We start from the raw sequence: 25,810 nt of genomic DNA on the forward strand, positions 1-25,810 counted from the left end.
AGTGAAGAAAGGCCCGCATTTATGCGGGCCTTTTTGTTTGACGAGCCTTTCAATATGCCACGTGCAGCATCGTACCCGCTGATCAGCTATGCAGCTAATCGGCGTACGTCGCCACACCCTCACTCGTCTTCTTCTATCGGAGTGGCCTCAGTCTTCACTTTCTTCACAACCGCATACCGCTGCAAGGTGCGTTGCCGCGCTTCGTCGTGCTGCACGAGAGGGAACGGGTAATCAGTACCAAGAACCAGGCCGGCATCACGCAAGACCGCCGTGGGTGCGAACCATGGGGCATGGATCCACTTGTCGGGGACACGGGAAAGCTGCGGCAGGTAACGCCGGATAAACTTGCCCTGCGCATCGAATTTTTCTGATTGGGTAATCGGATTGAAAATACGGAAGTAAGGCTGGGCGTCGCAACCGGACGACGATGCCCATTGCCAGCCGCCGTTGTTGGCCGACATGTCATAGTCATTCAGCTGCTCCGCAAAATAGCGCTCGCCACGGCGCCAGTCTATGCCCAGGTCCTTGATCAGAAAGCAAGCGGTGACCATGCGCAGACGGTTATGCATGAAACCGGTTCGGTTCAGTTGGAGCATTGCCGCGTCCACCAGCGGATATCCGGTGCGGCCCTCGCACCATGCGTTGAACAGTTCCTCGCCCGCCTCGCCGTCTTCCCAGCGAATAGTGTCGTACTCCGGCTTGAACGCTCGCTCGGCCACTCGTGGATGATGATGCAGGATCATGAAATAGAAATCCCGCCAGATCAGTTCCGATAGCCAGGTAGCCGCGCCGTTGCCAGTGCCGGGTTGTCGCATCGCGTCCACCGCTTGTCTGGCAAGCCCGCGTACCGATACCGTCCCAAAACGCAGATGCACCGAAAGATACGAAGTGCCCTGGACTGCCGGGAAGTTCCTGGCTTCATCGTAATGGCCCAGCTTGTCCCTGAATTCCGCAAACAATTCCTCGCCGCCTGACATGCCGGGTGGAATGCCGAATTGGGCAAGATCGACCGGTTCGAATCCGAGGGTCGCCAGCGACGGTATTACCACCTGTGCATGCTTATCGGAGGGTGCCAGCCGGGAGGCGTAGCTTTCGACCGGATAGGCCTTCAGGTAAAAACCATCATCCGCTGCATGCAATCTCTTCAGCCATGCATTCTTGTACGGCGTAAAGACCGCAAATGGTTTTGCGGACAAGGTCAGCACCTCATCTTTTTCAAATATCACCTGATCCTTGTAAGTACGCAAAACCTTTCCGTCGCGCTCCAGCGCGCGGGCGACAGCGGCATCGCGCGCCACCGCAGCCGGTTCATAGTCATGGTTGGCAAATACCGCATCGACCTGCAATTCCTCAGCCAGTGCAAGGATGTCCTGCGCAGCGGGGGCATGCCGCACGATCAGGTAGCCGCCAAGAAGACGCAGTTCGGTGTTCAGTTCCAAGATACTGGCGTGAATAAAGCCCACCCGGCGATCCTGCCGGGGCAGCGAGTTGAGAATGTCCTTGTCAAAAATGAAAGCGCAATAGACGCTGCGGCTTTGCTTCAGTGCATGATAGAGCGCCGCGTGATCGAAGCTGCGCAGGTCGCGGCGGAACCAAACCAGAGACTTGTTGAACTCTTGCATCGAAGACCTTTGATCGTACAGGGGGAAGATTTTTGAGAGGCGATCGGGATGGAGCATACGGCAAAACTGGTAAAATGCGCATCATGGTGAAACCCAGTAAAGCACGCATATCGTCCTCCAGAGCCCGGGCTGCCCGGAGCGCGGCCGAATTTTCGGATGCGCCCGAAACAGGCGCCGACACCGGGCTGAACCTGGCTGACCATTTCCTGATCGCAATGCCTTCCATGCTCGATCCGGTATTTGGCGGCACGGTAGTCTACCTGTGCGAGCACAACGATAATGGCGCGCTCGGGGTGATCATCAACAAGCCGACCGACATGACCATGGACGTGCTGCTGGAGCGCATTGAACTCGATCCTGAATATGCACTCGGTGCTGCTTCGGTCGACAAGAAGCCGGTCATGTTTGGTGGACCCGTCCAGGTTGAACGCGGCTTTGTACTGCATTCGCCGCACGGCGGATTTTCATCGATGTTGCCGGTCAACGAAGAGATCGCGCTGACCACTTCCAAAGATGTGCTGGAAGCGGTCGCCTCCGGTGACGGCCCGCGCCGCCTGCTGGTCAGCCTGGGTTGCTGCGGCTGGAGCGCCGGGCAGCTGGAAGAGGAAATCGCCCACAACGGCTGGCTGACGGTCCGCGCCGACCCCCATATCATTTTTGATCTTCCGGTGGAACAACGTTTCTTCGCCGCCATGAAATTGCTTGGCATCGACCCCATGATGCTGACCGGCGACGTGGGGCATGCCTGACAGTGGAAACGGTACTGGCGTTTGATTTTGGCCTCAAGCGGATCGGCGTTGCAATTGGCAACAGCCTGCTTAAACAAGGGCAGCCGCTGGCTGTCATTACCTCCGCCACCAACGACGCCAGGTTTGCCGACATCGAAGCGCTTATCCGGGAGTGGCAACCGCAACGCTGCGTAGTCGGGCTGCCGACGCATCCCGACGGTACCGAGCATGAGATGACGGCGCGTTGCCGCCGTTTCGCCAATCAACTCCATGGCCGCTTCGGTCTTCCCGTCGTGCTTGTGGATGAGCGCTACTCGTCCGCCGTACTATCGCAGCGTCGCGGAGAAGTGATCGACGATGCCGCTGCCGCAATCATTTTGCAACAATACTTTGACGAATATGCCGAATCTTAATTTAGACGCGGAAGCCCTGTACCGGCAATTGGCCGAGAGTGTCAAAGCCGGCTTGGGCGATGCCGACAATGTCGCCATCGTGGGCATTTACTCCGGTGGCGCATGGCTCGCCGAACGTCTTGCCACGGAACTGAAACTCGAGGGGCAGGGACGTCTCGGCTTCATCGACGTCTCCTTTTATCGCGACGATTATGCGGAGAAGGGCTTGCATGCCGAGGTCAAACCGACCCAGATCCCGTTTGAGGTGGAAGGCGCAACCATTCTCCTGGTTGACGATGTACTCTACACCGGGCGCACCACGCGCGCCGCGATCAATGAACTGTTCGATTACGGACGTCCGGCGCGCATCCGGCTTGCCGCGCTGGTCGATCGCGGTGGACGCGAACTGCCAATTGCAGCCGATTTTGTCGCGCAAACCGTAACCCTGACTCCTGACCAGCAACTCGTATTAGGCCGCGACGACGACGGCCGGTTTTCCCTGACGGTGGACCATGCATAACCCGCAATTGAATAAACATGGTGAGCTGCAGCACCTGCTCACCATTGAAGGCCTGCCGAAAGCAGTCGTCAACCACATCCTCGATACCGCGTCGTCGTTCGTCAGCATCAGCGACCGCGAAGTCAAGAAGGTGCCGCTGATGCGGGGCAAGAGCGTCTTCAACCTCTTCTTCGAGAACTCGACGCGCACTCGCACGACATTCGAGATCGCATCCAAGCGCCTGTCCGCCGACGTCATCAATCTCAATATCTCGGCATCGAGCACCAGCAAGGGCGAATCGCTGCTCGACACCATCGACAACCTCGCCGCGATGCATGCCGACATGTTCGTCGTGCGCCATTCGCAGTCCGGCGCGCCTTACCTGATCGCCAAGCACCTGATCGATACCAATCAGCCTCACGTGCATGTGGTCAATGCCGGCGACGGACGCCATGCGCATCCGACGCAGGGCTTGCTCGACATGTACACCATCCGTCATTACAAAAAGGATTTCACCAACCTGACGGTGGCGATCGTCGGCGATATCCTGCACAGCCGTGTCGCCCGTTCCGACATTCATGCATTGACCACGCTGGGCGTACCGGAAGTGCGTGCCATCGGTCCGCGCACCTTGCTGCCGGGCGGACTCGAGCAGCTTGGTGTGCGTGTGTTCACCGACATGAATGAAGGCTTGAAGGGCGTCGATGTCATCATCATGCTGCGCCTGCAGAATGAACGCATGACAGGCGCATTGCTGCCCTCCGCGCAGGAATTCTTCAAGAGCTACGGCCTCACCCCGGAGCGTCTCGCGCTTGCCAAGCCGGACGCCATCGTGATGCACCCGGGCCCCATGAATCGCGGTGTGGAAATCGACTCGGCGGTAGCCGACGGCGCGCAGGCAGTGATCCTGCCGCAGGTGACCTTCGGCATTGCGGTGCGCATGGCGGTGATGAGCATTTTGGCAGGAAATTAATTCATGAAACTCCAGATCAAGAATGGCCGCGTGATAGACCCGGCCAATGGCATTGATGCGCAAAACGATGTCTATATCGATAACGGCAAGATCGCCGCGATTGGACAGGTGCCTGCGGGCTTTGCCGCAGATAAAAGCATCGACGCGACAGGCATGATCGTGGCGCCCGGGCTCGTCGACCTGAGCGCACGACTGCGCGAACCAGGGTACGAATACAAGGCCACCCTCGAATCCGAAATGCAGGCTGCGATGCAGGGCGGCGTGACCAGCCTGATCTGCCCGCCGGATACCGACCCGGTACTCGATGAACCTGGCCTGGTTGAAATGCTGAAGTACCGGGCCAAGAGTTTGAACCAGGCGAATGTCTACCCCCTCGGTGCGCTGACCATGGGCTTGAAAGGCCATTCGCTGACCGAGATGGCGGAACTGACCGAAGCCGGCTGCATCGGTTTTTCGCAGGCGGAAGAGCCGATTGTCGATACCACCGTGCTGCTGCGGGCGCTCCAGTACGCGAAGACCTTCAATTACACGGTATGGCTGCGTCCCCAGGATCCGCATCTCGGTATCGGGGGCATCGCTCACAGCGGACCGGTGGCATCGCGCCTCGGCTTGTCCGGTGTGCCGGTCATGTCCGAAACCATCGCCTTGCACATCATTTTCGAACTGATGCGCGCCACCGGCGCACGCGTTCACCTGTGCCGCATGTCCTCGGCTTCCGGTATCGACCTCGTGCGGGCGGCCAAAAAGGAGGGCTTGCCAGTCACCTGCGACGTCGGGGCTCACCATATTCACCTGACCGATGTGGACATCGGATTCTTTGATTCGAATGCCCGCATGACCCCGCCATTGCGCTCGACACGCGACCGAGACGCCATTCGGGAGGCGCTGCGTGACGGCACCGTCGATGTCATCTGCTCCGACCATACACCGGTCGACGACGATGAAAAGCTGTTGCCATTCGGCGAGGCATCGCCGGGTGCAACCGGTCTTGAGTTGCTGCTGCCGCTGGCGCTGAAGTGGGCTGATGAATGCCTTGACAAATCAGAGCGTCCGCTATCGCGTGCGATCGCAAAACTGACCTCGGATGCGGCCAGCGTTGTTGGACTGTCCTGCGGCAAGCTGTCCGTAGGCAGTGCCGCGGATATCTGCGTATTCGATCCCGCGGCGCGCTGGAAGGTGGATGCCAAGGCGCTGGCCAGCCAGGGCAAACATACGCCTTTCCTTGGTTACGAAATGACGGGCCAGGTCAAGGTGACCATCGTTGGTGGCCATATCGCGTTCAGTCGCTGACGGCCCGCCGGAATGCTTGGTCTGCGTCTGTTGCGCGTGGTGTTGCACCTGTTCCAGGGGCTCGCCACGTGCGCGTTCGTGTTTCCCTTTCTCGATCATGCCGGGCGCCAGGGATGCATCAAGCGCTGGTCCGCCAAGCTGGTTCGCCTGTCGGGAATCAGCGTCATCATCGAGCAGCCGCATGCCGTCACCGCCGCGCCACGCGCACTGATTGTGTCCAATCACATATCCTGGCTCGATATCTTCGTTATCAATTCGCTGGAGCCTTGTCGCTTCGTCGCCAAATCCGATATCCGGGACTGGCCACTGATCGGGTGGCTATGCGAAAAGACCGGAACGATCTTCATTTCGCGCGGAAAATTGCGTGATGTGCGCAGGATCTATCAAGGCTTGGTGAGCAGTCTGCATTCGGGCGAGCGTGTTGCCTTTTTTCCCGAAGGGACGACATCGGCGCAAGGGGAGGTGTTGCCTTTTCATGCCAACCTGTTTGAGGCCGCGATTGAAGCTGAGGTGCCGGTGCAACCCTATGCGGTGCGTTACACCGACAGCGCAGGGCGTCTGCATCCTGCGGCGGATTTCATCGGCGAGATGACCTTTGTGCAAAGCATGGTGACCGTCCTCAAGTCCGGCGGCATGACGGCACGCCTGACCATGTTGCCGCCGATTGAAACACCGCCTGGTTCGCATCGACGCGACATCGCCGAGTTGGCGCATCGCTCTGTTGCCGGCGCCTTGAGGGAATGGAGCCTGACCGGGACCGTAGATTCGAGTCCGGCGGAAAAGGCCTCGTAGCGCTGTCCGGCCCCTGCTGCCTAAGGCCTAAAGAGCCGGCTCCTTCCCCCTGGCAGGGGGAAGGCTGGGAGGGGGGAGTGTGTCAAGTATTCACTGATTTGTTAAATCGAACCCGGCTTTTGGTATTGCGGGCAATCGACCTGCACTATGCTGCGGTCGTCCAGGCAGACCGCGCTCAGTTTGCCGCCCCAGAGGCAACCGGTATCAAGGCTGATGACATCGGGTCGCATGATCAATCCCAGTGTGGACCAGTGCCCGAAAACCACCGTCACATCTTCTGTCTTGCGGCCCGGGACGTCGAACCAGCGCATGAAACCCGGCAGCTCGATTTCGGCCCCCTTGGACGTCGTCAGATCCATCGTACCTGCCGCGTCGCAGAATCGGATACGTGTCAGCGCATTGATGATGCAGCGCAAGCGGTCCGCACCTTCCAGCCCGTCGTCCCAGCGTGCCGGCTGGTTGCCATACATCTGGCGCAAAAATTCCACCCAGTCCGGTCCCTGCAGTACGGCCTCCACTTCGCGTGACAAGGCAACGGTTTGTTCTGCGGTCCATTGCGGCAGCACGCCGGCATGTACCATCAAGTGATTGTTTTCAAGGATGGCAAGCGGGCGGTGCCGCAGCCAGTCCAGCAGTTCATCTCGATCCGGCGCAGCAAGGATATCATCCAGTGTGTCGGAGCGATGCTGCGGGCGAATTCCGTTGGCAACCGCCAGCAAGTGCAGGTCATGGTTGCCAAGTACCACATTTGTGGTATCGCCGAGAGCACGTACTTCGCGTAGAGTCTCGAGTGAATTTGGACCCCGGTTAACCAGGTCGCCCACAAAAATCAGGCGAGGGTCCGGGCAGGTAATCCGGATCTTGTCCAGCAGTTCGGTGAGTTTGGGGCGGCATCCTTGAAGATCACCGATTGCATAAGTTGGCATAGTACTTTGTTGTTTGATTGGCAAAAATGTGCTGGAACGACCACACTTTGGTCGTGCTTCGGCTTCGCATTATAGGGAAATCGGCCTGCTTCCCGCCTGCAACATGCCCACAGGCAGAACCGGCTTCATGGCTGTAAAAAGCGGTCAAAGGTAGAGCAAAGGAAGGGTGTCGTAACAATCCCTTACCCTAGTAACGAGCGAATCCTGTTTAAATACCCGCTGCCCAGATACGATTTTAATAATTAAATTCGAGTAAAATCATGGGTTTACTCAAATTCACCCACTTCCGGGATTCTGCATGATTTTAGTGACGGGTGGTGCCGGCTTCATCGGCTCCAACTTTGTAATTGACTGGCTGGCATCGAGTGACGAACCCCTCGTCAACCTCGATAAGCTGACCTATGCCGGCAATCTCAATAACCTGCTGTCCGTACGGCAGAACCCTCGTCACATCTTCGTAAAAGGCGATATCGGTGACGCAAGCCTGGTATCGGACCTGTTGCAGCAATACCAGCCCCGGGCAATCCTTCACTTTGCCGCGGAAAGCCACGTCGACCGTTCCATCCATGGTCCGGCCGATTTCATCAACACCAATATCAACGGTACCTTCACCTTGCTCGAAGCCGCGCGCGTCTATCATGCCGCACTTCCGGCGCCGCAGCGCGACAGTTTCCGTTTCCTGCACGTGTCGACCGATGAAGTCTATGGCTCGCTTGGTCCGGCCGACCCGGCTTTCCGCGAAACGACCGCATATGCGCCAAACAGTCCGTATTCCGCATCGAAGGCAGCATCGGACCATCTGGTGCGCGCATACCACCACACCTATGGCTTGCCGACGCTGACGACCAACTGTTCGAACAATTACGGTCCCTACCAGTTCCCCGAAAAGCTGATTCCATTGATGATCGCCAACGCACTGGCTGGCAAGCCGCTGCCGGTCTATGGCGATGGCGCCAATGTGCGCGACTGGTTATATGTCGGCGATCATTGCACCGCGATCCGCCGTGTACTGGCAGCGGGTGTCACGGGTGAAACCTACAACATCGGCGGCTGGAACGAGAAAACCAATCTTGAGGTGGTGCATACGCTGTGTGACATCCTCGACCAACTCGCAGCGAAGCCTGCCAGCTACCGTGATCAGATTGCATTTGTCACCGACCGGCCAGGACATGATCGGCGCTATGCCATCGACGCAAGCCGCATCGAGCGTGAACTGGGCTGGAGGCCGGCGGAAACCTTTGACAGCGGCATTCGCAAGACGGTGCGGTGGTATCTCGACAACGGCGACTGGCTGCAGAATGTCCTGTCCGGCGCTTACCTGCATCAAGCATCCCGGATTGCCCAGGCAGTTGACGGGGAAGGACTGCGCGCATGATGACGGCACGCAAGGGCATCATTTTGGCCGGCGGCTCCGGCACACGCCTCTACCCGGTCACATTGGCAGCCTCCAAGCAGCTGCTGCCGGTGTACGACAAGCCCATGATCTATTACCCGCTCAGCACCCTGATGCTGGCGGGGATACGCGAGATTCTTATCATTTCAACGCCGGCCGATACGCCGCGCTTCCAGGAATTGCTGGGTGATGGCAGCCAGTGGGGGATCAATTTCGAGTATGCGGTCCAAGCCGCGCCCGAGGGTCTGGCACAGGCGTTCATTATCGGGCGTCAATTCATCGGCAATGCGCAGTCGGCGCTGATCCTGGGCGACAACCTCTATTACGGCCATGCATTCGACGAACAGTTGCGCAAAGCCGCCGCGCAGGGACAAGGTGCCACGGTGTTCGCGTATCACGTGCAAGACCCGGAACGCTATGGTGTGGTGGAGTTCGATGGTGCCGGTCACGCGGTCAGCATCGTCGAAAAACCCAAGCTGCCAAAATCGAATTACGCGGTGACGGGACTGTATTTCTACGATAACCAGGTCTGCGATATTGCGGCCGGCATCCGGCCTTCGGCGCGCGGCGAACTCGAGATCACCGATGTCAACCAGGCTTATCTCGATCTCGGTCAGCTGAACGTGGAAGTCATGGGGCGCGGCATGGCCTGGCTCGACACCGGCACGCATGAATCGCTGCTCGATGCCGCGCAGTTCATTGCCACCATCGAGAAGCGGCAGGGCCTGAAAGTCGCTTGCCCCGAAGAAATCGCGTTTCGCAAGGGCTACATCAGTCCGGTGCAACTGGAAGCGCTCGCACAGCCGCTTAGCAAGAGCAGTTATGGCGAATACCTGATGCATATCCTTAACGACAAGGTGTTCTGACCATGCGTGTGATTTCGACAGCCATTCCTGATGTGAAGCTCATTGAGCCGGCTTGCTTCGGCGACGAGCGTGGATTCTTTTTCGAAAGCTACAACGAGCGCGCGTTTGCCGAACTGGTCAATGGCGGCCAGTCGGTACGCTTCGTGCAGGATAACCACTCCCGTTCCGCGCGCAACGTGCTGCGCGGCCTGCATTACCAGATCAGCCAGGCACAGGGCAAGCTGGTGCGCGTGGTTGCGGGTGAGGTATTCGACGTGGCCGTCGATATTCGGCGCAGCTCACCCACCTTCGGACAATGGGTGGGAGCGCTGCTGTCTGCGGAAAACAGGGTGCAGATGTGGGTCCCGGCCGGCTTCGCGCATGGGTTTCTGACCCTTAGCGAATCCGCCGAATTTTTGTATAAAACCACCGATTACTGGGCCAGGGAATACGAGCGTTGCATCGCATGGGATGATCCGTCGATTGCTGTCGAATGGCCGATTGAGGTTGCCCCGGTATTGTCCGAGAAGGATCGTCACGGCAGTCTGCTGTTGGATGCAGAGGTATATCCATGAAGATCCTGCTGACAGGGAGGACCGGCCAGGTTGGCTACGAGCTCGAGCGCAGCCTGCAGGCTCTGGGAACGGTGATCGCGCTGGACCGCAGTCAACTGGACTTGTCCGACCTCGATCAGGTGCGCGATGTCGTGCGGACGCAGCGGCCCGACCTGATTTTCAATCCGGCTGCCTACACGGCCGTCGATCAGGCCGAGAAAGAACCGGAGCTGGCAATGCGCATCAATGGCGAGGCGCCCGGTGTGATGGCCGAGGAAGCGCGCAGGCTGGGCGCCGCCATGGTCCATTATTCAACCGATTATGTGTTCGATGGTTCCAAGGATGGGCCGTACAGCGAGGATGACTTGCCGTCGCCTGCCAATGTCTATGGCCGCACCAAGCTGGCCGGCGAACAAGCCGTGCAGGCCAGCGGCATACCGCACCTGATTTTGCGTACCGGCTGGGTGTACGGGATGCGCGGCAAGAATTTCCTGCTGACCGTGCGGCGACTGGCGCAGGAGCGGGAAGAGCTCCGTATTGTCGCAGATCAACACGGGGCGCCGACATGGTGTCGTACCATCGCGGACACGAGCGCCCTTGTTGTGGCAAACCTACAGACTGCCGGCGGCAAAGGTGGGTTGGATCATGACCTGTGGCGCCAAAACAGCGGTGTCTATCATCTTGCTGCGCAAGGTCAAACCAGTTGGCACGGTTTTGCCCAGACTATTGTTGCGCACTGGTCATTAAATAAAAAGCCAATGGTCACGCCGATCAGTACGCACGAGTACCCGCTACCCGCAAAGCGGCCCGCAAATTCGGTGCTGTGCTGCAAGCGGCTGACGGAGCGGTTCTGCCGTTTGCCCGCATGGGATGAGGCGCTGAAACTGTGCCTGGAATGATTTATGGCGATGCCGGATGGCGTTGAATTTCAATTACTGGCTCTGTCGTCAGCCTCAACGAATTAACACTGTGAGAAAAAAACTATGCTGATCCCCATTATTCTTTCCGGCGGCGCCGGCACCCGACTGTGGCCTGTTTCGCGCGAAGCGCATCCAAAGCCTTTCATGCGCATCGGCGGCGGCAAGAGTCTTCTCACGCAGACGCATGAGCGCGCGCTCGAAGTGTCCGGCAATACGCAGCCGCTGATCGTCACCAACCGCGATTATTATTTTCTGTCGAAGGATGAGTTGGCGGACCAGCAGGTCAAGCCACAGTACATGCTTGAGCCGTCCGGCCGCAATACCGCGCCGGCGATTGCGCTTGCCGCGCTGTGGGCGGTCCAGCAGAAACCCGATGCCTGCATGCTGGTGATGCCGGCCGACCATCTGATCAAGGACACGCCATCCTTCTACACCTCGGTGCGTCATGCGGAAAACCTCGCGAAAGATGGTTTTCTCGTGCTGTTCGGCGTCAAGCCGACCGGCCCGGAAACCGGTTTTGGCTACATCGAAATGGGCGACAAGGTCAGCGAACACGCACAGGTCGTTCAGCGCTTCGTCGAAAAGCCGGACGCCGTGAATGCAGCCCGCATGCTGGCCGAAGGCAACTTCGTCTGGAACAGCGGCATGTTCTGTTTCAAGGCCAGCACCATCCTCGATGCATTTGCGACCTACAACCCGGCATTGCTCGAATCGGCACGCGAAGTCTGGAACAGCACCAAACCGGACGGCGACAAGATGGAACTGCCCGCCAGCTTCACTGCGCTGGAAAACATTTCGATCGATTACGCGGTGATGGAAAAGGCGAAAAACATTGCTGTGATCCCCGGCGATTTTGACTGGAGCGACATCGGCGCCTGGAAAGCCGTGGCGGAAGCCATTCCGGCGGACGCGCAGGGCAATACCAATAATGATTGCCAGACCATCGTCATCGACAGCCGCAACACCCATATCCAGACCACCGATCGTCTGGTCGCGGTGATCGGCCTCGACAACCTGCTGGTGATCGATACGCCAGACGCGCTGCTAGTGGCCGACAAGTCGCGCAGCCAGGAAGTGAAGGAAGTGGTCAACCGCCTCAAGGCCAGCGGCCATGAAGCGCACAAGAACCACCGCACGGTGGCTCGTCCCTGGGGCACTTACACGGTGCTGCAGGACGCGCCGGGATTCAAGATCAAGCGCATTGCGGTCAAGCCGGGTGCTTCCCTGTCGCTGCAGATGCATCACCACCGCAGTGAACACTGGGTCGTGGTGTCCGGCAAGGCCGAAGTCATCAATGGCGAACAGACCGTCACGCTGGAAGCCAACCAGTCCACCTATATCCCGGCCGGCAACAAGCACCGCCTGACCAACGTCGGCGACACGGAACTGGCCCTGATCGAGGTACAATGCGGCTCCTATCTGGGCGAGGATGATATCGTCCGCTTTGAAGATATATACGGCAGGGTTCAATAATGGCAGTAAGCATGTTGCGTTCGATATGGAGCTATCGCGGCTTCATATCGGGCAGCGTCAAGCGGGAGTTTCAGTCGCGTTACCGCAATTCGCTGTTGGGCGCAGCATGGACGGTTCTGAATCCGCTGGCGATGATCGTGGTGTACACGGTCATCTTTTCGCAGGTCATGAAGACCCGCCTGCCGGGTGTCGACAACGGGTTCGCGTACAGCATCTACCTGTGCGCGGGCATCCTCACCTGGGGATTGTTTGCCGAAATTGTCAGCCGGGCGCAAAACGTCTTCCTCGAACACGCCAATCTGATCAAAAAGATCAGTTTCCCCCGCATCTGCCTGCCGATTATCGTGGTGCTCAATGCGGGAATCAACTTTGTGATCATTTTCAGCCTGTTTGTGCTGTTTTTGCTGTTTTCCGGCACATTTCCGGGAATCAGCTTTATAGCGGTCTTTCCTGTGCTCGCGATACAAATCGCGTTCGCAATTGGCCTTGGTATCATTGTCGGCGTGTTGAATGTTTTTTTTCGTGATGTAGGTCAGTTTTTCGCCGTTTTGCTGCAATTCTGGTTCTGGTTTACACCGGTGGTCTACCCGGCGTCCATCCTGCCCGAAGCAGTGCGTCCTTACCTGAACCTGAATCCGATGGCGCCCCTCGTCAGCGCCTATCAAAACATCCTGGTGCATGGACAATGGCCGGAGTGGGGCACGCTGCTGATTCCCGCAGCGCTGGCCGTGCTCCTGTGTGTCATTGGCATGCGCCTGTTCCGCAAGCGCGTCGGCGAAATCGTGGATGAACTCTGATGGGCCGGATACGCGTTTCAAACCTTGGTAAAGCCTACAAGCAGTACCACAATCACTGGTCGCGCCTCGTAGAATGGGTATTTCCCTTCGGCGGGCCACGGCATCGCCTGAAATGGGTAATGCGCGAGGTCAACTTCAACCTGGAGCAGGGCGAGGCGGTCGGTATCATCGGCATCAATGGCGCCGGCAAGAGCACGCTGCTCAAGATGATCACCGGGACCACGCAGCCCACTACCGGCAGCGTCGAAATCACCGGACGGGTGGCGGCGTTGCTGGAGCTCGGCATGGGTTTCCATCCTGATTTCACCGGCAGGCAGAATGTCTTCATGTCGGGTCAGCTGCTTGGACTGAGCGTCGAGGAAATTGCCCAGCTAATGCCGGATATCGAAGCATTTGCTGAAATTGGTGACTACATCGACCAGCCGGTACGTACGTACTCAAGCGGCATGCAGATGCGGCTCGCCTTCAGCGTCGCCACCGCCAAGCGGCCGGATGTGCTGATCGTCGATGAAGCGCTGTCGGTCGGCGATGCCTATTTCCAGCACAAGAGCTTCGACCGCATTCGCTCGTACAGCAGGGCCGGCACCACGCTGCTGATCGTCTCGCACGATAAGAACGCAATCCAGTCGATCTGCGACCGAGCCATCCTGCTCGACGGCGGGCGACTGGTAAAGGAAGGTGCGCCGGAAGAGGTGATGGATTACTATAACGCCCGGCTGGCGGAGCGGGAAAATGCCAACCTGAACCTGCAGCAACAGGTGCTTGCCGATGGCAAGGTGCAGACGATTTCCGGCACCGGCGAGGCAACCGTCATCGATATTGCCCTGCTCAATGAACGTGGCGAAGCGCAGGAGGTGCTCGATGTCGGCGTGCCCGTCACGCTGCAGGTCAAGGTCAAGATCCATGCCGCGATTCCGCGACTGGTGCTGGGCTACATGATCAAGGACAGGCTGGGTCAGGCGATTTACGGAACCAATACCGATCTGACCAGGCAACCCTTGCATGAAGTGGCAGCGGGCGAAGTGATCACTTACCGGGTCGATTTTCCGCTGAACCTGGGGCCGGGGACTTATTCGATTGCGACCGCGCTGGAAAGTACAGATACGCACCTCGTCCATAATTATGAATGGCGCGATCTGGCACTGGTCTTTTCGGTGACCAATCTGAGCAAGCCGGAGTTTGTCGGCTGCGCATGGCTCAACCCGCAGATCAGCATCGCGCGGCCCGGTTCGGCCGCTGCGCACGTTGCCGATGCAATGGCAACACACACAGCAACAAGATAGCAGCACATAGTGTGCAGGACAGAGACGCTTGCCGGCCAGGGCAGGCAGGGAGCAGTATTGAATTGATAGGGGCTGTGATTCAGGCTCGTACAAAATCAATCGGGATACGATGAAGAAGATAAAAATACTGATGCTGGCGAACTATCCGATCGTCGAGCCGCGCCATGGCGGACAGCTTCGGACATTCCACATCAAGCAGGAATACGCAAGGGCTGGGATCGAGGTCGATCTGGTGTCGTTTTTTCAGGAAGGCGGCTATCAGTACTACGAGAGCACCGACATTCCGCTGCCGGGCAGCCTGGCCGTCACCATCAACAAGGAGTTCGACTACGCGGTCTACGACTACCTGTCGGCGCTGCACGTCGCGCAAGATCCGGTCATCTACGACAAGCTCGCGTCGAAAATCCGTACCGGCGGCTACGACTATGTGCAGCTGGAGCAGCCGTATTTCTGGCCGGTCGTCAAAAAGATCCTTGCGTCCCAATCATCGGAAGCAGCAGGCCCTGCGCCGCGCGTCATCTTTTCGTCTCAGAACATCGAATACGAGATGAAAGAAGAAGTGCTGCACAAGATCAAGGCGCCGCAGGACTATGTCAGCCTCATCAGTGACAGCATTCGCCAGATCGAAATCGAACTGGTGCGCAGCGCACACATCACTTTCGCGGTGTCGGAGCAGGATCGCGTCAAATTCCAGCAACTTGGCGGTCGCGACGATGTGGTGCTGCTGCCCAATGGCGTGGGCAAGCTGGATGTCGATCCGCAGTCAGTCGAAGGCTGGCGCGCCATTGTGCCGAAAGAACCCTTCGCCACCTATATCAGCAGCGCCCACCTGCCAAATGCGGTCGGTTTCTTTTCGCTGCTCGGCAATTCGCTGGCCTTCCTGCCGCCCGATCGCAAGATGGTCGTGGCCGGAGGCGTGTGCCAGCTCATCGATCGTTCCGAGGAATTCAACAAGTGGATCAGCATCAACCGCTCGCGCAGCATCCTGTTCGGACCGGTGGATAACATCGGCGTAGCAGCACTGCGCAAATTTACGCAAGTCTTCGTGCTGCCGATCACGACCGGTGGCGGTTCGAATATCAAGACCGCCGAAGCCCTGGTGACCGGCGCCTATGTGCTCGGCACCTCGACCGCTTTTCGCGGCTTCGAACATTTTGCCAATGAAGCCGGGGTCTTCATCGAAGACGATCCGCAGGCGTTCCGGAGCCGTCTCGTGTCGCTGCTCAGCCTTCCACCCAACAAGGTCAGTGAAGATAGCCGCCGCAGGCGCGAAAGCCTGTTGTGGGAAAACACCCTGAAGGAAATTTCCAAAGTTGTTCTGAAAGATTGCAATGCTCGCTAACGCCGTGTCCACTCACACTGAGCCAACCATCTGGTTCGATTTCACGACCTCGTTCAACTGGACCCGGCCGGCAGTGGGCATCGTGCGCATGGAGCAGGAGTGCTGCCGCGCGCTGCTGAACATGGTGCCGGGCCGGATGCGTGCCTGCATCTTCGATCAGCGCACGCTGTCCTACTATGAATTGCCGCTGGATGAGGTCTGGCGCATCCTCAACCGCGTATGGTCCGATGCGCCGACGGTGGCGCCGGTCGTCGCCCCGGTCGCGGCAGCATCCGGCGAGGTCGGTTTTGCCCGCCGCAGCGAACAGGTATTGCGCCGTATCGCTCGCAAGTGCGTTTCTGCATTGCCGGTGCGCCAGCAGCTCGCGGCAAAGGCCAAACTGATGAAGATGCGCCGTATCGCCGCGTATGCCTACCGTGAATGGAAGACGCCGGACGCCATTGCCCCGGCGCTGCAGTCGAATGCAGGCGTCGCGAACGAGCCATCCAGCTATCCGAAGGCCAATATCCGCAAGACCGATACCTACCTGACCATGGGCCTGGACTGGGATCACAACAAGATCGAGTTCCTGTATCGCCTGAAGAAGGAAATCGGCTTCCGCATCAACTGCGTCGCCTACGACATCATTCCGGTGCTGTTCCCGCACTTCTATTCGGAAGGCGCAGACCAGTTCTTTGCGCATTATTTCTCGAACATGGCATGGATTGCCGACCACATCTTCTGCATTTCGGAATGCACGCGCAAGGACCTGCGCAAGCTGCTGGTCGAGCTCGGCACGCCTGTGCCCGACATGTCGGTCGTGCGCCTGGGCGACATGTTGCCGGTCATCCACGAACAGCAGCATTCGGATGCGGTCAAGCGCGTCGCGCAGGAACGTTTCATCCTGATGGTGTCGACCATTGAAATCCGCAAGAACCACCAGGTGCTGTACAACGCCTATGTGCGCCTGATCGAGCAGGGCGTGACCGACCTGCCGAAACTGGTGTTCGTCGGCATGCCGGGATGGCGGGTCAACGATTTCATTTTTACCATCCAGCAAGACAAGCGGGTACGCGACAAGATCATTGTGCTGAACCGTGTGACGGACGCCGACCTGGACTTGCTCTACGAAAGCTGCGCATTCACCGTATACCCGTCGCTGTATGAAGGTTGGGGCTTGCCGGTCGCAGAGAGCCTGACGCATGGAAAATTCTGTCTGACGTCCAATGCGGGGTCGATTCCGGAAATCGCCGGTGATATCCTTGACTATCTGGAGCCATGGGACGTGCTGGGCTGGGCTGACAAGATCAAGACCTATTCGACTGACCCGGCTACGCTGGAGGCAAAGGTGCATGCCATCAAGAGCCGGTACAAAACAACCTCATGGAATGAGACTGCTGCGTCAATTCTGAAGCAACTTTGATTTCCGTTATCACCGACAACATTGAACTCGATTAATTTGTGCAGATGCTCCGAGCACTGTTTCTAAAATGCAATGACGAGCAGATTTGCCGACCCGTGTTGGTATTCCCTTTTCATTTCCAGACTTTATAAAGCTTAACAATGACTACACCATCTACTGCAATCGTCACCGGTATCACCGGCCAGGATGGCGCTTATCTCGCCGAACTTCTGCTTAACAAGGGCTATACCGTCTACGGCACCTATCGCCGCACCAGTTCGGTCAATTTCTGGCGGATTGAAGAACTGGGCATCGAAAAGCATCCGAAGCTGCACCTCGTTGAATACGACCTGACTGATCTGAGCGCCAGCATCCGCCTGCTGCAGTCAACCGGCGCCACCGAGGTGTACAACCTCGCCGCGCAGAGCTTCGTCGGCGTGTCCTTCGACCAGCCGGCCACCACTGCCGAGATCACCGGCATCGGCCCGCTCAACCTGCTCGAAGCCATCCGCATCGTCAATCCGAAGGTTCGCTTCTACCAGGCATCCACCTCGGAAATGTTCGGCAAGGTACAAGCGATTCCACAGATCGAAAGCACGCCTTTCTATCCGCGCAGCCCGTACGGGGTCGCCAAGCTGTACGCGCACTGGATCACGATCAACTACCGCGAGTCCTACGATATCTTCGGCTGCAGCGGCATTCTGTTCAACCATGAATCCCCGCTGCGTGGCCGCGAATTCGTGACACGCAAGATCACGGACACCGTTGCCAAGATCCGCCTCGGCAAGCAGGACGTGCTCGAGCTCGGCAACATGGATGCCAAGCGCGACTGGGGCTATGCGAAGGAATACGTGGAAGGCATGTGGCGCATGCTGCAGGCTGACGAGCCGGATACTTTCGTGCTGGCCACCAACCGTACCGAAACCGTACGCGATTTCGTCACCATGGCATTCAAGGCGGCTGACATGCAGCTCGAATGGCGTGGCTCGGGCGAGAATGAAACCGCGGTCGACACGTCGAGCGGCAAGATCATGGTCCGCGTGAATCCGAAATTCTATCGTCCCGCGGAAGTCGATCTGCTGATCGGCAATCCCGAGAAAGCCAAGCAGAAGCTGGGCTGGGAACCGCAAACAACGCTGGAGCAGTTGTGCCAGATGATGGTACAGGCCGACTTGCGGAGAAACGAGCGTGGGTTCTCCTTCTAATCAGGATCAGTCAGCAGACGGCCATCGCGGCCGCGTGCTGCTCACCGGCGCCAACGGTTTCACCGGCAAGTATGTGCGGGCGGAACTGGAGGCGGCCGGCTATTCGGTGTGCGGCGCGCTGGTTGGCGCCGCGCGCGGATCGCATGAAACGACGCTCGACATCACGTCGCTGGATGACTGCCGGCGCGTGATCGACAAGGTCCGCCCGGATTTTCTGGTGCATCTGGCGGCGATCAGCTTCGTTGCCCATGCCGATGCCGATGCCTTCTATCGGGTCAATGTCATCGGCACCATGAATCTGCTGCAAGCCATTGGCGACACGGGGACGCCAGTCAAACGCGTCCTGGTCGCCAGCAGTGCGAATGTGTATGGCAACGCGACTGCCGGTGTGATCGCCGAAACGCAGCCGCCGCAGCCGGTCAATCATTACGCGGCCAGCAAACTGGCGATGGAACACCTGGTGCGAACCTGGTCCGACCGTTTGCCCATCGTGATTTCGCGTCCGTTCAATTACACCGGCGTCGGCCAGCAGCCGAATTTCCTGGTGCCCAAGATCGTTTCGCATTTCGCCAGCAATGCATCGGTCATCGAACTTGGCAACCTCGACGTGGAGCGGGATTTTTCCGACGTGCGCATGGTGGCGCATGCCTACCACGGCTTGTTGGAAAATGACTGCGCTGGTGAAACCGTCAATGTCTGCACTGGTCAGCCTTATTCGTTGCGTTCCATCATTGAGATGATGCAGGAAATCGCGGGTTATCAGATTGAAGTCCGTGTCAATCCTGCCTTCGTGCGGCAGTCTGAAGTAAAGACCCTGGTTGGATCGCCCGACAAGCTGCGCAGCATCGTTCCCGACCTCAATCCCATTCCTTTGCAAGAGACCTTACGCTGGATGTATGCGGCTGGCATCGGACAATAAGCGTGCATACCTTGTGTGACAAAACCGGCGCGCCGTTTCAGGACGAGCAAGTGCTCCCTACCCGGGAGCAGCTTCGCACGGACGTGATCTCCGGTGTGCGACTGGGTATCAACGCCGTGCCTTTGCTGGGACCGCTGACCGGTGTCGGACAGTACACGTATCGATTGATTGCCGAAATGCAGCAACTGATGCCGCAGCAGCCATGGCTGTTTTACGGCACTTCCTGGGATACCAGGGTGCGTACGGCGGCACCGGCGGCAGTCCGCCAGGTCAACAATGCGATCAAGCGGCTGCTGCCGCGCCCGCACGTGATTGCGCGTTTTCTCAAGCAGACGCGGTTTTCTGCAGGCGTGAAGGCCAACGGCATCACGCTGTACCATGAACCGGCTTACCTGGCTTTCCGCTTCAAGGGACCGACCGTGGTTACCGTGCATGACATTTCCTGGATCCGCCATCCGGAGACGCATCCGGAAGACCGGGTGCGCGAAATGAACCGGGTGATGCCTTCGGTGGTCAGGCGCGCCAGTCACATCATGGTCGATTCCGAGTTTGTGCGGCGTGAAGTGATGGACTACTACGGCGTGGCGCCGGAGCGGGTGACGACGGTCCTGCTCGGCGTGTCGCCTGAATTCCAGCCGGTGGCACCGCTCCACTGCGCGCCGGTCCTGCAGCAGTTTGGCCTGCAACCCGGCCAATACCTGCTGGCCGTCGGTACGCTGGAGCCGCGCAAGAACCTGTCCACCGTGATTGCCGCCTACGCTCAGTTGCCCGACGCGGTGCGACAGCGCTATCCTCTGGTCATCGTCGGCATGAACGGCTGGGGGATGGAAAGCTTTTCCGACAGCCTCAAGCACATGATCCGGCGCGGCGAAGTGCGCTTGCCGGGTTACGTCGCACAGGCCGATCTGCCGGCGCTGTATTCGGGCGCACGCTTGTTCGTGTACCCGTCGCTGTATGAAGGTTTCGGCTTGCCACCACTGGAAGCGATGGCCTGCGGCGTGCCGGTCATTGCGTCGAACCGTGCGTCGCTGCCCGAAGTGGTAGGCGATGCAGGCCTGCTGGTTGAGCCGCTTGACGATGGCGGCATCGCCACATACATGCGCGCGCTGATTGAAGACGATGCCTTGCACGCCCGTCTGAGCACGGCAGGCCGCCAGCGAGCCGAAGGTTTTACCTGGCGCAAATTTGCGTTGGAAACGCTGGCGATTTACCGTAAGGTGCTTGCCTGAACGACGGCAAACCCTCATGCCGATAACACGAGTCCCGAGATTATTTTTGCAAGCGAGCCAGCATCATGCGCCTTAGTTGTGCCGTCGTCAGTTACCACAACGACCCCGAGCAGATTGCCGAGGTGTTGCGCAGCGTCGCGTCGACGCCGATGGATATTGCACTATACCTCGTCGATAACTCGGGTAACGACGAACTCGCCGCTGTCGCGCATCAATTCGGCGCCCACTATATCCATCGTCCGGACAATCCCGGCTTTGGCGTTGCGCACAATCTTGCGATGGCAGCCGCGCTGGAGCAGGGTGTCGACTATCACGTCGTATTGAATCCGGATATCTCGTTCGGCCCCGAAGTCTTGCCTGCCCTGTTTGCTTACATGGAACAGCACCGGGATATCGGCCTCATCATGCCTGATATCCGTTACCCCGACGGCAGCCGCCAGCATTTATGCAAGTTGCTGCCGCATCCGGTCGACCTCACGGTGCGACGTTTCCTGCCGGGACTGTACCGGCTGAGCGGACGGCTTGAACACTATGAAATGCGACGCGGCGATTATGACCGCATCATGGAAGTGCCGGCGCTGTCCGGGTGCTTCATGTTCCTGCGCAGTGCAGTGCTGAAGCAGGTCGGCGGCTTCGATGAGCGTTTCTTCATGTACCTCGAAGATGTGGACCTGTCGCGTCGTGTCGGGCGCGTTGCCCGTACCGTTTATTTTCCCGGCGTGTCGATCACCCATGCCTACCAGAAGGGTTCGTACAAGAACAGCGCATTGCTGCTGAGGCATATCCGCTCCGCAGTCCAGTACTTCGGCAAGTGGGGCTGGTTGTGCGATGCGGAGCGTGTTGCGGTCAACCGCCGTGCGCTGCAAAATTTGCAGCACGCTGCCGAACTCCCGGCCGCAACCGGTTCGCTGCTCGATCGCAAACCCTGAGTTTGGCGCAACCATGAAAAAGGTGCTGATCGACCTCACCCAATTGCCGCTGCAGCGAACCGGTGTCGGCATCTATGCGGTGAACTACGTGCGCCGCCTGCAAAGCATGTCGGGCGACCGGCAACTCTATTTCCTGGTGCAGGACGATGACAGCGAATTGCTGGCCGAGACGCGCGCCATTCCCGCTGCCGTCGTGCTGCCTCTGAAAGCAACTTTGTTCCGCCGCTTTGCCTTTCGGGTACTGCTCGAACAGGTATTGATTCCTGCGTATGCACTTGCCAGAGGCATCGACGCCGTTCATTCGCTGCACTACAGTTTTCCGTTGTTATCCTTCGGTCGCTTCAAGCGCATCGTGACAGTTTGCGACATGTCGTTCTTTCTGTTTCCGGAACTGCATGTGCCGGTCAAGCGCAAGTTCTTCCAGTTCTTTATCCGCCACCTGCCGCGCGCCGATGGGCTGCTCTTCATTTCGGCATCGACGAAAAAGGACTTCCATCGTTATTTCCCATCCAGTCGGGTACCGGAAGAGATCATTCCGCTCGGCACCGATCTGGCGCGTCTCGCCAGTCCGCCCGACCCGACGCTGCTGGATGGATTGCGACAGCGCTTCGCGATCGACCAGTACATCCTGTATGTGGGCACGATCGAGCCACGTAAAAATATCCTGGGCCTGGTCAAAGCTTTTGAAAGCATCGCCGCGCGCCATCCCGCAGTCAAGCTGGTCATCGCCGGCAAGCTCGGCTGGGATTACGACACGCTACTGCACTACGTGCAGGCATCGCCCTTACGCGAACGTATCGTGCTCACCGGCTACATCAATGAAGCGGAAAAGCATGCGCTGCTGAAGGGTGCGCTGCTGTTCACCTATGTATCCTTTTACGAAGGGTTCGGTCTGCCGGTGCTGGAGGGCATGGCGGCCGGTGTCGCGACGATCACCAGCAACCTGTCGTCGATGCCCGAAGTGGCGGGCGACGGCGCCCTGCAGGTTGACCCGCATCAGCCAGCGCAGATTGCGGAAGCTATCGACGGACTGCTGGCGGATCCGCAGGCGAGGGCGGCGCTCGCTGCTCGGGGACTGGAACAAAGCCGCCACTTTACCTGGGAAAACATGACCAGCACCTCGCTCGCGTTTTACGACCAGGTCGTCACGCCATCGGCCATCGCGGCCTGAGTCGCATTCTTCATGCACACCCTGCGCTTCTTTGCCTTCAACCTGCTTGGGCACGTGCTTCCCATGCTGGTAGCGCTGGTATCGGTGCCGGTAATTGCGCATGCGGCCGGCGTGGAGCGCCTTGGCGCGCTCGGCATCGTCTGGGCGCTGGTGGGTTATTTCAGCTTTCTCGATTTCGGTCTCAGCCGCGTCGTCACGCGACGGGTCGCCAATGCGGCCGACCAGGGAAACCTGGCCGAAGAACTGACGATCCTGCGTGGCTTTTTCTGGTGGCGGGCGCTTCCCGGCTTGCTGACGATCGGCGCGGTGCTGTGGTTGTTGCGTCCGCTGTTCCAGCCTTACCTGCCGCCGGATAACCTGGGTCGTGAAATAGCCGCAGGATGGGCGTGGATCGCGTGGAGCATTCCCGTCACACTGGCCACCAACTGGTTGCGCGGCGCACTGGAGGGCGTCCACCGTTTCGCGCGGGTCAACTTGCTGCGCACTGTGTTCGGTGCATGGACCTATGCCGCTCCGGCCGTGGCAGCGCTGGTGTCGCCGACGCTGGATAGCCTGATCGCGGCAATCGTCATTGGACGCGTGCTGGCCTTGCTCGCCCATGCGCTCGCGTGTCTGCGCGCCGAGCCGGGCATTCTGCTGGGGGCGGCTCGCCCATCCAGCATGCGACTGTTCTTTCAGGAAGGCGGGTGGATCACCGTGTCCAATATCATCGGCCCGTTGATGGTGTACTCGGATCGCTTCGTCCTCGCTGCCTTACTGCCGCCAAAGGCAGTTGCCTGGTATGTCACCTCGCAGGAGGTGATGCTGCGTACGCTCGTGATTCCCGGTGCGCTGGCGGGTGTGCTGTTTCCCAAGTTCGCCGGTAAGCTTGACGCGCGGAGCGAGGCGGCGCTGACCGGGCTCTACGAAAGAGGCATTCGTGTGGTGGCTGCACTCATGCTACCGCTGTGTGCGCTGGCAGCGGCAGGCGCCTATGACGGACTACGCTTATGGCTGGGCGAAGATTTCGCCATCAATGGCTATCGCGTGGTGGAAATCGTTGCGGTCGGGATCTTCGTCAATGCCATTGCCTACCTGCCATTTGCCTGGCTGCAGGCGACCGGGCGCTCGAGCTTGACCGCCCGTATCCATCTGGTCGAGTTGCCCTTGTATGCGTCCGGTTTGTATGTCGCCGTCGCCACCAACGGGATCGTCGGCGCCGCAGCGTTGTGGACGGTGCGGGTAACGGTCGACTGCTTGCTTTTACTTGCGTATGCCGGCCGGACGGGGCTCCGTCCAGCCGCTTTCCCCTTGCTGGCCGGCATGATCCTGATCATTGCGGCGGGCCTATGGTCCGGGCCCATGGTGCCGTGGCCATGGCGAGCCGTCGCCTGCGCGGCGGCCACCCTCACAGGCTTGGGTCTTGGCTGGCTGCAATTCCTTTCTCCGCAAGACCGCAACGAGGTCTTGCGGCGTCCTCGCCGCCAAGTTGATAATCAGATAAGTCCCTGAAAGATTAGTAAAAAATTCCCAAATCAGGTGATAAACGTATGGCAATAATTTAGACTGTCACCTTCTTTCGCCCGGCTAAGCAACGCCAGCTTCCATGTCATGAATATCTGGCCTGAGAGCGTCGGCCTGTAGCCATTGTTAATCTTTCATGTCGTCTTTTCTCATCAGTTTCATTGTTTCCGCCTTTCTGACGCTCTTCATCATCAAGCAGACCCGACTGCATGGATCGGCGCTTGACAACGATCTCGACGGCGTACAAAAGGTGCATGCCCGCGCCGTGCCGCGCATCGGCGGGGCAGCTATCTTCCTGGCCGTGGTGATCGCAGCAGGGATCGCCATGCTGCGCACGCCGGATATCGGCAAGGGCATCCTGCTGATCCTGCTTTGTTCGACCGTCGCCTTCGCCGGCGGCATCATCGAGGATTTCACCAAAAACGTCAGTCCTGCACGCCGGCTGTTGATGACCATGGTGGCTGCCGTCATGGGCTTTTACCTGCTCAATGCGCGCATCGAGCGGATAGACTGGATCGATTCGGTCTGGTCGCTGCACTATGTCTGGATCGCCCTGCCGCTGACGGTGCTGGCCGTCGCAGGGATTGCCAATGCCATCAATATCATCGATGGCTTCAATGGCCTGGCCACTGTCGTCAGCATCTGCATGCTGCTGTCGCTCGGTTATGTCGCGCTGCAGGTCAACGATACCTTCATCGTCGTGGCGGCGCTGGTCGTGGCTGGTGCGGCAGCCGGCTTCCTGATCTGGAACTATCCGGCCGGGCTGATTTTCCTGGGCGACGGCGGAGCCTATTTCCTCGGATTCATGCTGGGCGAACTGTCGGTACTGCTGGTCATGCGCAATCCGGAAGTGTCGACCTGGTATGCAGTGCTGCTGCTGATTTATCCGGTATTCGAGACGCTGTTTTCCGCATACCGCCGGCTTTTCCTGCGTGGCCAGTCGCCCGGGACGCCGGACGGCATCCACCTGCACAGCCTGATTTTCCGCCGCGTGGTGTTGTGGGCGGTGGGCCGGCGCGATGCGCGCGCATTGAACCTGCGCAACGCCATGACGTCCCCCTATCTATGGCTACTGTCCCTGATGGCAGTGATTCCGGCCACGCTTTTATGGCGTCATACCTGGGCATTGATGTCGCTATGCATGCTTTTCATTGTCAGCTACGTCTGGCTGTATGCGCGGATCGTGCGTTTCCGGTCACCGCGCTGGATGATTGTTCGCAGAAAAAAAAAGTCACAGCGCAATCAGCGTGACAAGTAGTCCCACCAGTCCGGCCGAAAGCATTCCGGGCGAACGCGCCTCAGGCGAACATGGCGCCTGCAGCATCGGCCGGTCTTCCGTATAGTTCTATGTTTTTGTGGCTCTGTTAATTATGGCTTCTCTTTCTCAAAGCATCTTCAAGGCCTACGACATCCGTGGGATCGTTGGCAAAACACTCGACGCGGATGTTGCCGCCGGGATCGGTCAGGCATTTGGCACCGCTGCAGCCCGCAAAGGTGAACAGACCGTAGTCATCGGCCGCGACGGCCGCCTGTCCGGCCCTGAACTGTCGGCCGCACTGGCCTCGGGCCTGCAACGCGCCGGCATCAATGTGATTGACCTCGGCGTGGTCGCCACCCCGATGCTGTACTTCGCCACCCACGTGC

The 25,810-nt window shown here is 58.9% G+C and carries 24 protein-coding genes and 1 pseudogene; 23 read left to right on the forward strand and 2 right to left on the reverse strand.

The genetic code is table 11. The features are described from left to right. Positions 1-119: 119 nt before the first annotated feature. Positions 120-1,622, reverse strand: coding sequence for a cryptochrome/photolyase family protein (locus tag ACFQUU_RS24475; RefSeq protein ID WP_382250739.1), 1,503 nt, complete (start codon positions 1,620-1,622; stop codon positions 120-122). Positions 1,623-1,705: 83 nt separating this feature from the next. On the opposite strand from ACFQUU_RS24475, the gene ACFQUU_RS24480 reads away from it, so the two are divergent. The 6 genes from ACFQUU_RS24480 to ACFQUU_RS24505 are packed head-to-tail and all read left to right on the forward strand — an operon-like array spanning position 1,706 to position 6,296. Continuing rightward, positions 1,706-2,371 carry a YqgE/AlgH family protein gene (locus tag ACFQUU_RS24480; protein WP_382250740.1) on the forward strand — a complete coding sequence of 222 codons (666 nt, stop codon included), beginning with the start codon at positions 1,706-1,708 and terminating at the stop codon, positions 2,369-2,371. Between the two features lie 2 nt (positions 2,372-2,373). Continuing rightward, complete coding sequence (ruvX, locus tag ACFQUU_RS24485; RefSeq protein ID WP_382250741.1) at positions 2,374-2,763, forward strand: Holliday junction resolvase RuvX; 390 nt, start codon at positions 2,374-2,376, stop codon at positions 2,761-2,763. Continuing rightward, positions 2,750-3,262 carry a bifunctional pyr operon transcriptional regulator/uracil phosphoribosyltransferase PyrR gene (gene pyrR, locus ACFQUU_RS24490; RefSeq protein ID WP_382250742.1) on the forward strand — a complete coding sequence of 171 codons (513 nt, stop codon included), beginning with the start codon at positions 2,750-2,752 and terminating at the stop codon, positions 3,260-3,262. Before ruvX ends, pyrR begins: the two co-directional genes overlap by 14 nt. Continuing rightward, positions 3,255-4,214, forward strand: coding sequence for an aspartate carbamoyltransferase catalytic subunit (locus ACFQUU_RS24495; RefSeq protein ID WP_382250743.1), 960 nt, complete (start codon positions 3,255-3,257; stop codon positions 4,212-4,214). The genes pyrR and ACFQUU_RS24495 overlap by 8 nt, the downstream gene beginning before the upstream one ends. 3 nt (positions 4,215-4,217) lie before the next feature. Continuing rightward, positions 4,218-5,504 (forward strand): dihydroorotase, encoded by a 1,287-nt coding sequence (locus tag ACFQUU_RS24500; protein ID WP_382250744.1) that lies wholly within the window; start codon positions 4,218-4,220, stop codon positions 5,502-5,504. Between the two features lie 12 nt (positions 5,505-5,516). Further along, positions 5,517-6,296: a lysophospholipid acyltransferase family protein gene (locus ACFQUU_RS24505; RefSeq protein WP_382250745.1), complete on the forward strand. Its 780-nt coding sequence runs from the start codon at positions 5,517-5,519 to the stop codon at positions 6,294-6,296. A gap of 101 nt (positions 6,297-6,397) precedes the next feature. Here the strand turns inward: ACFQUU_RS24505 and ACFQUU_RS24510 are convergent, their stop codons facing one another. After that, complete coding sequence (locus tag ACFQUU_RS24510) at positions 6,398-7,222, reverse strand: symmetrical bis(5'-nucleosyl)-tetraphosphatase (RefSeq protein WP_382250746.1); 825 nt, start codon at positions 7,220-7,222, stop codon at positions 6,398-6,400. A gap of 298 nt (positions 7,223-7,520) precedes the next feature. Here ACFQUU_RS24510 and rfbB point away from each other — a divergent pair, with 298 nt between their 5' ends. From rfbB to ACFQUU_RS24595, 17 genes and pseudogenes are all read left to right on the forward strand, one after another. Continuing rightward, positions 7,521-8,597 (forward strand): dTDP-glucose 4,6-dehydratase, encoded by a 1,077-nt coding sequence (gene rfbB, locus ACFQUU_RS24515; RefSeq protein WP_382250747.1) that lies wholly within the window; start codon positions 7,521-7,523, stop codon positions 8,595-8,597. After that, positions 8,594-9,481, forward strand: coding sequence for a glucose-1-phosphate thymidylyltransferase RfbA (gene rfbA, locus ACFQUU_RS24520; protein WP_382250748.1), 888 nt, complete (start codon positions 8,594-8,596; stop codon positions 9,479-9,481). Before rfbB ends, rfbA begins: the two co-directional genes overlap by 4 nt. Then, on the forward strand, positions 9,478-10,035 hold the full coding sequence (gene rfbC / locus ACFQUU_RS24525; protein WP_382250763.1) for a dTDP-4-dehydrorhamnose 3,5-epimerase: 558 nt from the start codon (positions 9,478-9,480) through the stop codon (positions 10,033-10,035). The genes rfbA and rfbC overlap by 4 nt, the downstream gene beginning before the upstream one ends. Then, positions 10,032-10,913 carry a dTDP-4-dehydrorhamnose reductase gene (gene rfbD, locus ACFQUU_RS24530; RefSeq protein WP_382250749.1) on the forward strand — a complete coding sequence of 294 codons (882 nt, stop codon included), beginning with the start codon at positions 10,032-10,034 and terminating at the stop codon, positions 10,911-10,913. Before rfbC ends, rfbD begins: the two co-directional genes overlap by 4 nt. 84 nt (positions 10,914-10,997) lie before the next feature. Next, positions 10,998-12,407 (forward strand): mannose-1-phosphate guanylyltransferase/mannose-6-phosphate isomerase, encoded by a 1,410-nt coding sequence (locus ACFQUU_RS24535; RefSeq protein ID WP_382250750.1) that lies wholly within the window; start codon positions 10,998-11,000, stop codon positions 12,405-12,407. 11 nt (positions 12,408-12,418) lie between these two features. Further along, complete coding sequence (locus ACFQUU_RS24540; RefSeq protein WP_382250751.1) at positions 12,419-13,204, forward strand: ABC transporter permease; 786 nt, start codon at positions 12,419-12,421, stop codon at positions 13,202-13,204. After that, positions 13,204-14,487: an ABC transporter ATP-binding protein gene (locus tag ACFQUU_RS24545; protein ID WP_382250752.1), complete on the forward strand. Its 1,284-nt coding sequence runs from the start codon at positions 13,204-13,206 to the stop codon at positions 14,485-14,487. Before ACFQUU_RS24540 ends, ACFQUU_RS24545 begins: the two co-directional genes overlap by 1 nt. A 109-nt stretch (positions 14,488-14,596) precedes the next feature. Continuing rightward, positions 14,597-15,829 (forward strand): hypothetical protein, encoded by a 1,233-nt coding sequence (locus ACFQUU_RS24550; RefSeq protein WP_382250753.1) that lies wholly within the window; start codon positions 14,597-14,599, stop codon positions 15,827-15,829. A gap of 4 nt (positions 15,830-15,833) precedes the next feature. Further along, positions 15,834-17,231, forward strand: coding sequence for a glycosyltransferase family 4 protein (locus ACFQUU_RS24555; protein ID WP_382250754.1), 1,398 nt, complete (start codon positions 15,834-15,836; stop codon positions 17,229-17,231). 140 nt (positions 17,232-17,371) lie between these two features. Beyond that, on the forward strand, positions 17,372-18,415 hold the full coding sequence (gmd, locus tag ACFQUU_RS24560) for a GDP-mannose 4,6-dehydratase (protein ID WP_382250755.1): 1,044 nt from the start codon (positions 17,372-17,374) through the stop codon (positions 18,413-18,415). Next, positions 18,399-19,334, forward strand: coding sequence for a GDP-mannose 4,6-dehydratase (locus tag ACFQUU_RS24565; protein ID WP_382250756.1), 936 nt, complete (start codon positions 18,399-18,401; stop codon positions 19,332-19,334). The genes gmd and ACFQUU_RS24565 overlap by 17 nt, the downstream gene beginning before the upstream one ends. A gap of 2 nt (positions 19,335-19,336) precedes the next feature. Further along, entirely contained in the window at positions 19,337-20,563 is a 1,227-nt protein-coding gene (locus ACFQUU_RS24570; RefSeq protein WP_382250757.1) for a glycosyltransferase family 4 protein, read from the forward strand. Between the two features lie 65 nt (positions 20,564-20,628). Next, positions 20,629-21,492 (forward strand): glycosyltransferase family 2 protein, encoded by an 864-nt coding sequence (locus tag ACFQUU_RS24575; RefSeq protein ID WP_382250758.1) that lies wholly within the window; start codon positions 20,629-20,631, stop codon positions 21,490-21,492. A gap of 13 nt (positions 21,493-21,505) precedes the next feature. Then, entirely contained in the window at positions 21,506-22,663 is a 1,158-nt protein-coding gene (locus ACFQUU_RS24580) for a glycosyltransferase family 4 protein (RefSeq protein ID WP_382250759.1), read from the forward strand. Between the two features lie 12 nt (positions 22,664-22,675). Then, on the forward strand, positions 22,676-24,154 hold the full coding sequence (locus ACFQUU_RS24585; protein ID WP_382250760.1) for a flippase: 1,479 nt from the start codon (positions 22,676-22,678) through the stop codon (positions 24,152-24,154). A gap of 148 nt (positions 24,155-24,302) precedes the next feature. Beyond that, positions 24,303-25,424 (forward strand): glycosyltransferase, encoded by a 1,122-nt coding sequence (locus ACFQUU_RS24590; RefSeq protein ID WP_382250761.1) that lies wholly within the window; start codon positions 24,303-24,305, stop codon positions 25,422-25,424. A gap of 112 nt (positions 25,425-25,536) precedes the next feature. Continuing rightward, positions 25,537-25,810: pseudogene (locus ACFQUU_RS24595) on the forward strand (phosphomannomutase/phosphoglucomutase); the annotation flags it as partial.

Source organism: Herbaspirillum sp. GCM10030257 (assembly GCF_042666555.1).
Classification (GTDB): Bacteria; Pseudomonadota; Gammaproteobacteria; order Burkholderiales; family Burkholderiaceae_D; genus Noviherbaspirillum.

What these genes read in the sequence shown, in the direction of transcription:
- ACFQUU_RS24510 (WP_382250746.1), bottom strand. Translation starts at nt 7,222, where the DNA reads ATGCCAACTTATGCAATCGGTGATCTTCAAGGATGCCGCCCCAAACTC.
- ACFQUU_RS24540 (WP_382250751.1), top strand. Translation starts at nt 12,419, where the DNA reads ATGTTGCGTTCGATATGGAGCTATCGCGGCTTCATATCGGGCAGCGTC.
- ACFQUU_RS24495 (WP_382250743.1), top strand. Translation starts at nt 3,255, where the DNA reads ATGCATAACCCGCAATTGAATAAACATGGTGAGCTGCAGCACCTGCTC.
- ACFQUU_RS24480 (WP_382250740.1), top strand. Translation starts at nt 1,706, where the DNA reads ATGGTGAAACCCAGTAAAGCACGCATATCGTCCTCCAGAGCCCGGGCT.
- ACFQUU_RS24580 (WP_382250759.1), top strand. Translation starts at nt 21,506, where the DNA reads ATGAAAAAGGTGCTGATCGACCTCACCCAATTGCCGCTGCAGCGAACC.
- ACFQUU_RS24585 (WP_382250760.1), top strand. Translation starts at nt 22,676, where the DNA reads ATGCACACCCTGCGCTTCTTTGCCTTCAACCTGCTTGGGCACGTGCTT.
- pyrR (WP_382250742.1), top strand. Translation starts at nt 2,750, where the DNA reads ATGCCGAATCTTAATTTAGACGCGGAAGCCCTGTACCGGCAATTGGCC.
- rfbB (WP_382250747.1), top strand. Translation starts at nt 7,521, where the DNA reads ATGATTTTAGTGACGGGTGGTGCCGGCTTCATCGGCTCCAACTTTGTA.
- ACFQUU_RS24575 (WP_382250758.1), top strand. Translation starts at nt 20,629, where the DNA reads ATGCGCCTTAGTTGTGCCGTCGTCAGTTACCACAACGACCCCGAGCAG.
- rfbD (WP_382250749.1), top strand. Translation starts at nt 10,032, where the DNA reads ATGAAGATCCTGCTGACAGGGAGGACCGGCCAGGTTGGCTACGAGCTC.
- ACFQUU_RS24500 (WP_382250744.1), top strand. Translation starts at nt 4,218, where the DNA reads ATGAAACTCCAGATCAAGAATGGCCGCGTGATAGACCCGGCCAATGGC.
- ACFQUU_RS24505 (WP_382250745.1), top strand. Translation starts at nt 5,517, where the DNA reads ATGCTTGGTCTGCGTCTGTTGCGCGTGGTGTTGCACCTGTTCCAGGGG.
- ACFQUU_RS24550 (WP_382250753.1), top strand. Translation starts at nt 14,597, where the DNA reads ATGAAGAAGATAAAAATACTGATGCTGGCGAACTATCCGATCGTCGAG.
- ACFQUU_RS24545 (WP_382250752.1), top strand. Translation starts at nt 13,204, where the DNA reads ATGGGCCGGATACGCGTTTCAAACCTTGGTAAAGCCTACAAGCAGTAC.
- gmd (WP_382250755.1), top strand. Translation starts at nt 17,372, where the DNA reads ATGACTACACCATCTACTGCAATCGTCACCGGTATCACCGGCCAGGAT.
- ACFQUU_RS24535 (WP_382250750.1), top strand. Translation starts at nt 10,998, where the DNA reads ATGCTGATCCCCATTATTCTTTCCGGCGGCGCCGGCACCCGACTGTGG.
- rfbA (WP_382250748.1), top strand. Translation starts at nt 8,594, where the DNA reads ATGATGACGGCACGCAAGGGCATCATTTTGGCCGGCGGCTCCGGCACA.
- ACFQUU_RS24590 (WP_382250761.1), top strand. Translation starts at nt 24,303, where the DNA reads ATGTCGTCTTTTCTCATCAGTTTCATTGTTTCCGCCTTTCTGACGCTC.
- ACFQUU_RS24475 (WP_382250739.1), bottom strand. Translation starts at nt 1,622, where the DNA reads ATGCAAGAGTTCAACAAGTCTCTGGTTTGGTTCCGCCGCGACCTGCGC.